Annotated in this window: 8 protein-coding genes and 1 tRNA gene; 2 read left to right on the plus strand and 7 right to left on the minus strand. The window is 72.6% G+C overall.

The features are described from left to right. Positions 1 to 274: 274 nt before the first annotated feature. The 5 genes from QZX64_RS08825 to QZX64_RS08845 all read right to left on the minus strand — a co-directional run bounded on the left by QZX64_RS08825 (position 275) and on the right by QZX64_RS08845 (position 4,528). Entirely contained in the window at positions 275 to 919 is a 645-nt protein-coding gene (locus tag QZX64_RS08825) for a DUF2461 domain-containing protein (RefSeq protein WP_295658469.1), read from the minus strand. A 9-nt stretch (positions 920 to 928) separates the two neighbouring features. Beyond that, the gene (locus tag QZX64_RS08830) at positions 929 to 2,044 is read right to left on the minus strand and encodes a hypothetical protein (protein WP_295658470.1); all 1,116 of its coding nucleotides are present in this window, start codon (positions 2,042 to 2,044) and stop codon (positions 929 to 931) included. After that, positions 2,044 to 3,243 (minus strand): hypothetical protein, encoded by a 1,200-nt coding sequence (locus QZX64_RS08835; RefSeq protein WP_295658471.1) that lies wholly within the window; start codon positions 3,241 to 3,243, stop codon positions 2,044 to 2,046. Before QZX64_RS08835 ends, QZX64_RS08830 begins: the two co-directional genes overlap by 1 nt. Positions 3,244 to 3,630: 387 nt before the next feature. Continuing rightward, positions 3,631 to 3,706, minus strand: a tRNA-Gly gene (locus QZX64_RS08840). A gap of 39 nt (positions 3,707 to 3,745) precedes the next feature. Continuing rightward, complete coding sequence (locus QZX64_RS08845) at positions 3,746 to 4,528, minus strand: SGNH/GDSL hydrolase family protein (protein WP_295658472.1); 783 nt, start codon at positions 4,526 to 4,528, stop codon at positions 3,746 to 3,748. A 50-nt stretch (positions 4,529 to 4,578) separates the two neighbouring features. On the opposite strand from QZX64_RS08845, the gene dcd reads away from it, so the two are divergent. Together dcd and QZX64_RS08855 are read left to right on the plus strand one after the other, a co-directional pair. After that, entirely contained in the window at positions 4,579 to 5,154 is a 576-nt protein-coding gene (dcd, locus tag QZX64_RS08850; protein WP_295658473.1) for a dCTP deaminase, read from the plus strand. A gap of 74 nt (positions 5,155 to 5,228) precedes the next feature. Further along, the gene (locus QZX64_RS08855; protein WP_295658474.1) at positions 5,229 to 6,176 is read left to right on the plus strand and encodes a siderophore-interacting protein; all 948 of its coding nucleotides are present in this window, start codon (positions 5,229 to 5,231) and stop codon (positions 6,174 to 6,176) included. Positions 6,177 to 6,203: 27 nt separating this feature from the next. On the opposite strand, the gene QZX64_RS08860 is transcribed toward QZX64_RS08855, so the two are convergent. Together QZX64_RS08860 and QZX64_RS08865 are read right to left on the minus strand one after the other, a co-directional pair. Continuing rightward, complete coding sequence (locus QZX64_RS08860) at positions 6,204 to 6,359, minus strand: hypothetical protein (protein ID WP_295658475.1); 156 nt, start codon at positions 6,357 to 6,359, stop codon at positions 6,204 to 6,206. A gap of 43 nt (positions 6,360 to 6,402) precedes the next feature. Next, on the minus strand, positions 6,403 to 7,015 hold a 613-nt coding region (locus tag QZX64_RS08865), incomplete at its 5' end, for a DUF4097 family beta strand repeat-containing protein (protein WP_295658476.1).

The following is a 7,015-nucleotide window of genomic DNA, read 5'->3' on the forward strand; positions in this document are numbered from 1 at the left end:
CCGGACGGTAGCAGGAACCCACTACGTCCATCACCTCCAGGTGGCGGCAGTGCGCCACGTCGAGCCAGGCAGGACTCGAGGAGATCTCGACCCGGTCGACCACGCCGCTGATCTCCGCCCCGGACCAGAGGACGTTTGCGCGGGTGGAAGTCGCGGTGCAGGAACGTCGGCTCGAACGGCGGCGGGTCGTCCGCCAGCATCGAAGGCCCCCGCCACACGTCGGGTGACCGGATGGCCGAGCCGCGACGGCGCCCGGGCCACGCGGCCGCCATCATCAGTGCACGCCGTTCTTCGCCACCCACTCGACCAGGGGGCGCAGGGCGGCCCAGTCGGCGCGCACCCGCTCCAGGAGGCCCGGCCCGATCGCGTCCTCGCCGAAGCCGTACGGGCGGCCGACGAAGAGCTGCTTGCGCCGCAGCAGGTCGATGCGGGGATGGGTGACGTCGTACCCCCGCGGGGCGGTCCGCAGCTGCTCCCCGCCGATCTCCCAGCCGTCCCTCTCGTACCTGGTGAGGAGGCGGGCGAGCGCGCGGCCGGTCCGCTCCGCGGCCATCGCGTCGCGGATCGCCGCGAGCCGGGGGCCGCTCGCCTCGTAGAACCCGCCGCCCACCCGCACACCGCGCGGCGACAGCTCGACGTAGTAGCCGGTGGACGGGGCCACGCCGACGAACGCTCCCTGGTGGGTCTTGTACGGTGTCTTGTCCTTGGCGAAGCGCACGTCGCGGTAGGGCCGGAACACCTTCGCGCCCTGTCCGTCCGGGGCGAACTGCGGGGCCAGGTCGGCGCAGAGCGCCTTCATCGGCGCCGCGACGCACTCGGCGTACACCCCCTTGTGGGCCTCCCAGAACGACTTGGTGTTGTCGACCTCGAGGTCGTCGTAGAAGTCGAGCGCAGCGGTCGGGAAGCCCTGGAACGTCACCCTCCGAGGTTACGGCGCGACGGCGGAGACCTGCTCGTCGCCGCCGGCCCCGAAGGCGCTGACGGTGAGCACGTCGCCCGCGCACGCCGGCTCCCCCAGGAAGCCGGGCCCGTCGCCGGGCGCCTCGTAGGCGACCTCGAGGGTCGCCTCCGGCGTCCACCGCAGCAGCTGGGCCGGCTGGCCGCCCGCGGCGTTGCGGGCGAAGTAGACCGAGTCGCCGCAGGGCGTCAGCGTGCCGGTCGCCCCCGTGCCGAGGTCGTACGTCGCGCCGTCGGCGCTCGCGGAGAAGGCGCCCACTCCCACCTGGTTCTCGTCGGTGAGCACCGACCACACCGCACCGGTCGGGGTCGCCGCGACGTCCCAGCCGGTGCAGGCAGGTGCCTCGGCGAGCGGTTCTGCCACGCCGTCGGTGAGGGTGGCGAGGGTCCGGCAGGAGACCGGACGCGCGTCGTCGAAGGTCATCAAGGCGGTGGTCGTGCTGCTGGCGACGACGCCGGCGAACCCGTGCCGCGGCGCGGCGCAGTAGTCCACCTCGCCCTGTCCGGAGGCGAGGTCGAAGGCGGCCAGGCAGTAGGTCTCCTGCGGGCCGGTCGTCGGGTAGTGCAGGGTGCCGCCGTGCATCGCCCAGGAGCCGCCGGACGCCGGGGGCGGGGTGAGCCGGCGCCCGTCACCCGTGGACAGCTCGACGACCGTCGCCTCGGCCGCACGGGTGCCCTGCTCGTCCTGGGCCACCACCACGAGCCACTCCTCGTCGAGCAGCACCTCCTCGATGCGGCGACCGGTGCCCGCCTCGATGGTCCGCGGTCCGTCGGGACCCCTGAGCTCGGCCCGGTCACCCTCGCCGGGCACGCGCACGCGCCACTGGCCGCCCACGACGACCACGTCGTCGGGGGACTCGCCGGTGGGGGTCCAGTCGAGCAGCGCGGCGGTGGGCGCGACCGGGCCGCCGTCGGGGCTCTCCGTCGGGCCGTCGATCGTGCTCGGGCTCTCGCTCGTGCCCGGGCTCTCGGTCGTGCCCGGCGTGCTCGACGGTTCAGCGGTCGGGGCCGGCTCGTCGCCGGCGCAGCCGGCGAGCAGGCCGCCCACCAGCAGTGCGCCCGCGGCGTACGTCCCGAACGCCCGCATCACACGCCGACGTTGTGCTGGAAGTGCGCCTTGTTGGCGCGGTACTGCTGGTAGGCCGACTGCCACTGCACCCGCTCGATGTAGGGCTCGCTGGGGTCGAACCGCTGCTGGTTCCACGGCTCGAAGTAGCCCAGCAACGGCTCGCCCGCGGGGTTCTGGTCGTAGCCGCGGCCGACCTGGAAGTGGCCCGAGGCGTCGTCGTCGAGGTAGGGGTAGTACTTCTTCTGCAGCACCGGGTGCAGCACGACCGGCGCGGTGTAGTCGGTGACGTGGCGCATCATCAGCACGTACCACTCGTCGAAGGTGAAGTCCGCGATGTCGAGGGTGATGAACGTGCCGGCGTGCTCGGCCCTGTCCCAGCCGGTGTTGTTGTTGACGACCCGCACGAGGTCGGTGATCGCCGAGCCCGCGGTCGAGGTGCCGATCTTGCGGGCCCACTTCCTCTGCGGCTGCCGGCGCTCGCGCCAGCCCCAGGCCATCATCTGCATGGTGCTCGGGCCGCACCAGTAGTTGCGCCTCTGCTGCGCCACCTGCGCCTCGTCGAGCACGGTCGCCGACCGCGGGTAGTCGGCCGCGGTCTTCCCGCTCGCGGCCGCTGGGTTGGTGGCCGCGGTGGAGAGCCGGGCCTCGGGGTGGGCGGCGGCGAAGCCGTCGGGCAGCGGTATGCCCTGGACCTCGTGGCGCAGGAGCCAGACCTTCGCGACCGACCGGGCGGCGGTGGTGAGCTCGGCCCGTTCCCGGCGCTCCCGGGCCGCGGGGCGCAGCCTCGCGGTGCGGGCCAGGGCTGCGGCGGCGTCGAGGTCACCGGTCGTCTCGACCGCGCGGCGGCGGGCTGTCAGCGCCTGCGCGGCGTACGCCGTGCGTGCCTGCACCTGCTCCTGCGTCTGGGTGGTCCAGCCGACGCCGAGGCAGTAGCGCTGCCCCTCGAAGGTGGCGCAGCGAGCGTCGGCAGCGGTGCTGCGACGCGCGCCCACCCGCGCGGTGCCGGCTGCGACGACACGGTCGATCTCCGCCTGCATGGCGGGCGTCACTCGGCCGGGACCGGCGGTCGCGGCGGTGCGCAGCGGCGACGCGGTGCCACTGGGGGCGATCGCTGCGTCCGGGCCGCCGGCGTCGGGGAGGAACGGGGCGATCGCGACGACGAGCGCCAAGGCGCCCACGGCGACGGCCGCCGGACGCAGGAGGGTACGGCGAGACATGGGGAAGGGACCTCGATCAGTCGTCTGTCGGTGTGGGTGACGACTTACTGTCCCTGACAGTCTCAAAAGTCGCAACTGTCCCATGGGTCACATGCGTACCAGGGAAGCGACACGCCGCTGAATGCCATTTGTGTAGTTCTGGACCAGCGGAGTGATCGGTCGGATCCCCGGATATCCGGGGATCGCCACGCTGAGCGTGACGTACGCCGAGGAGCATGGAGCGGATGACGAGACTCGGACTCGCGACATCGACGGTCGGCAGAGCGTCGCGCTGGCGCGTCTGGGCGCGTCCTAGCGGGGAGTGCTGGAGCGAATGACGAGACTCGGACTCGCATCATCGACGGTTCGGCAGAGCGTCGCGCTGAGCGCGACGTACGCCGAGGAGCATGGAGCGGATGACGAGACTCGAACTCGCGACATCGACCTTGGGAAGGTCGCGCTCTACCAACTGAGCTACATCCGCACGCCGGCCCGGAGGTCGACGGGCAGAGCATACCGTCGCTCAGCCGGGAGGTGTGATCGGCTCCAGGGTGGGCCGCTTCGGCGGGACCCCGTCGCCCGAGGAACGACCGGTCACGCGCCGGTGCACCCAGGGTCCGAGGAACTCACGGGTCCAGCGGACGTCGGCGGCGATCTGGGCACGCCGGGCCGGCGTGGGGATGAGCCGGGTGGGCAGCGGCTGGAGGTCGTGCTCGACGCCGAGCGCGTCGAGGACCGCCATGGCCATGTGCTGGTGCCCGGCGGCGTTGAGGTGCATCCGGTCGGTGTCCATGATCTGCACCAGGTCGGTGTCGCGCATCCGCCACATGTCGACGACCGTGACGCCCCGCGCGTCGGCGATCTCGCGGACCCACTCGTTGAAGATCGCCATCCGGCCGCGCACCGGCCCGTAGATGCCCGAGGAGCCGGGGTCGAAGAGCGTGAACATCACGACCCGGGCGCCGGTCGAGGTGAGGCGGGCGACCGCGTCGTCGTACGCCGCGGCGAGGGCGTCGAGGTCGACCTTCGGCCTGAGCACGTCGTTGCCGCCGGCATGGATGGTGACGAGGTCGGGCTCGAGGGCGAGCGCCGGCTCGAGCTGCTCGGCGACGATGGGCCGCAGCTTGCGGCCGCGGATGGCGAGGTTGGCGTAGCCGAAGTCGTCGACCTCGGTTGCGAGCACCTCGGCGACGCGGTCGGCCCACCCGCGCAGGCCGTTGGGCCGCGACGGGTCGGGGTCGCCGACCCCCTCGGTGAAGGAGTCGCCGAGGGCGACGTAGCGTTGGAACGCCCGGCCGTGGTCCATGCCGTCATTGTGTCGGCCGGTGGAGGGTGGGCTGCGAGTAGGGTGCCGTCGTGCTGCTCAGCGACCGCGACATCCTGACCGAGATCGACCACGGCCGGATCGCGATGGAGCCGTGGGATCCCGACATGCTGCAGCCGTCGAGCATCGACGTGCGCCTCGACCGGTTCTTCCGGGTGTTCGAGAACCACCGCTACCCCCACATCGACCCGGCGGCCGACCAGTCCGACCTGACCCGCGAGGTCGAGCCCGACGGCGACGAGCCGTTCATCCTGCACCCCGGCGAGTTCGTGCTGGGATCGACGTACGAGGTCGTGACCCTGCCCGACGACATCGCGGCGCGGGTCGAGGGGAAGTCGTCGCTGGGGCGCCTGGGGCTGCTGACCCACGCCACGGCCGGCTTCGTCGACCCCGGCTTCTCCGGGCACGTGACGCTGGAGCTGGCCAACGTGGCCACGCTGCCGATCAAGCTCTATCCCGGCATGAAGATCGGCCAGTTCTGCTTCTTCCGCCTGACCTCGCCCAGCGTGCACCCGTACGGCTCGGAGAAGTACGGCTCGCGCTACCAGGGCCAGCGCGGTCCGACCCCGTCGCTGTCCTTCCGCAGCTTCCACCGCACGCGCATCTGAGCCACCCCTCCCACGGCGTCCGCCCCGGGTTAGGCTGACCTAAGTTAGGTCCGCCTCACGTGAAGGACGACGTCATGACGAGCACCGCCACCGAGCTGCCGATGATCCTCGCAGGAGTCGAGGTGGTCGCGGTCGAACGCCTCTCGCCCTCCTTCGTGCGGGTCGAGCTGGGTGGCGCGGCGCTGGCCGACCTGGGAGTAGCCGGTCCGCTGCTCGACCAGCGCTTCAAGCTGGTCTTCCCGAACGCCTGCGGTGAGCTGCCCGACGTCACCGGGGCCGACGAGTCGTGGTTCGGCTCCTGGCTCGACCGTCCTGCAGAGGAGCGAGGCCACCTGCGCACCTACACGATCCGCGAGCAGCTCGGCAGCGGCGCCGACACCCGCATCGTCGTCGACATCGTGCTGCACCTCGAGCCCGGCGCCACCGGACCGGGTGCCGCCTGGGCCGCCACCGCGGCGGTGGGTGACCGGTTGGTGACCCTGGCTCCACGAGCCGGGGCGGGCTTCGGGGGCATCGAGTTCGACTCGAGCTCGGCCGGGCCCCAGCCGCGGCTGCTGCTGGTGGGCGACGAGACGGCGGTGCCCGCGATCAGCGGCATCCTGCGCGACCTGCCTCCCGGCTCCCGGGGTGCTGCGTTCCTCGAGGTGCCGGTCTCGGGCGACGTGCTCGACGTGGTCGCACCCGTCGGCGTCGAGGTCGTCTGGCTCCCGCGGGACGGGGCCCCGCTCGGCGAGAAGCTGCACGGCGCGGTCCTGGCCCACCTCGGCGAGGCCGACGCGGCGCCGGTGATCGAGACCGACGAGGTCGACCCGGATCTCTGGGAGACCCCGACCTACTCCAGCTCCGGCGAGGCGCTGATCGAGGCAGCCCCTGGGGTGGACGCCGACCTCTACGCCTGGATCGCCGGCGAGGCGGGCGTGGTCACCGGCCTGCGTCGCCACCTGGTGCGCGACCGCGGGATCGACCGCCGTCAGGTGGCCTTCATGGGCTACTGGCGGCGCGGCGTGGCCATGCGCTCCTGACCCTGCGCCGTCGACCCTCGGCGCGGGTCAGCCGTCCAGGCGGTCGGCCACCCGGCGGAGGGTGCGTGCCACCGTCGTACGGCGGCGGGGCCGGGCGGTCCGGACCAGGGTGGGGGATCCGGCGACGCGCTCGCGGATGCGGTTGCGGGCGACGAGCTCTACCTCGGATGCGCTCTCGTGCATGACATGGTCCCGTTCTGTGTGGGTGGTGCGTGAGTGGTTGTGGTCAGACCTGGCGCAGCGTGATGTTGCCGCTGGCGGTCTTGGCGCGGACCTCGACGTGGTCCTGTCCCTCGGCGGGCGCGCCGGTGCCCTGGAGGTCGGAGTCGATCCGGCCGCTGAGCGTGGTGATGTCGGTCCAGACGGGCGTGCCGGCGGGGATGCCGAGGCGGATGTGGCCCGAGGCGCCCTTGATGGTGAAGGTGCCGCGGTGGGCAGTGCGGACCGTGAGGTCGCCACTGCCGGTGGAGAGCGCGACGTCGGCACGCGCCTCGACGACGTTGACGTCACCCGACCCGGTCTTGACCGCGACCGGGCCGGCGTTGCTGCCGACGCTCACGTCACCGGACCCGGTCGAGAGCGCCATGGTCTCCGCGGCGCGGGTGACCTCGATGTCGCCCGAGCCGCACTTGACCCGCAGGTCCGCCGCGGCCGTGCCGACGCGGACGTCGCCCGAGCCGGTCTCGACGACGCCCGAGCCGGTCAGGTCGTCGATGCGCACGTCGCCGGACCCGGACCTCAGCTGGCACGCGGCGAACCCGCCGTGGCAGACGATGTCGGCGCTGCCCGTCTTGACCGTGACGCGGCTTTCGTGCGGCACCGTGATGTCGAGGGCGATG

This window comes from uncultured Nocardioides sp. (assembly GCF_902805925.1).
GTDB lineage: Bacteria > Actinomycetota > Actinomycetes > Propionibacteriales > Nocardioidaceae > Nocardioides.

Excerpts from the sequence above, each read along its gene's own strand:
- QZX64_RS08855 (WP_295658474.1), top strand. The coding sequence starts at position 5,229 with ATGACGAGCACCGCCACCGAGCTGCCGATGATCCTCGCAGGAGTCGAG.
- QZX64_RS08830 (WP_295658470.1), bottom strand. The coding sequence starts at position 2,044 with ATGCGGGCGTTCGGGACGTACGCCGCGGGCGCACTGCTGGTGGGCGGC.
- QZX64_RS08860 (WP_295658475.1), bottom strand. The coding sequence starts at position 6,359 with ATGCACGAGAGCGCATCCGAGGTAGAGCTCGTCGCCCGCAACCGCATC.
- QZX64_RS08835 (WP_295658471.1), bottom strand. The coding sequence starts at position 3,243 with ATGTCTCGCCGTACCCTCCTGCGTCCGGCGGCCGTCGCCGTGGGCGCC.
- QZX64_RS08845 (WP_295658472.1), bottom strand. The coding sequence starts at position 4,528 with ATGGACCACGGCCGGGCGTTCCAACGCTACGTCGCCCTCGGCGACTCC.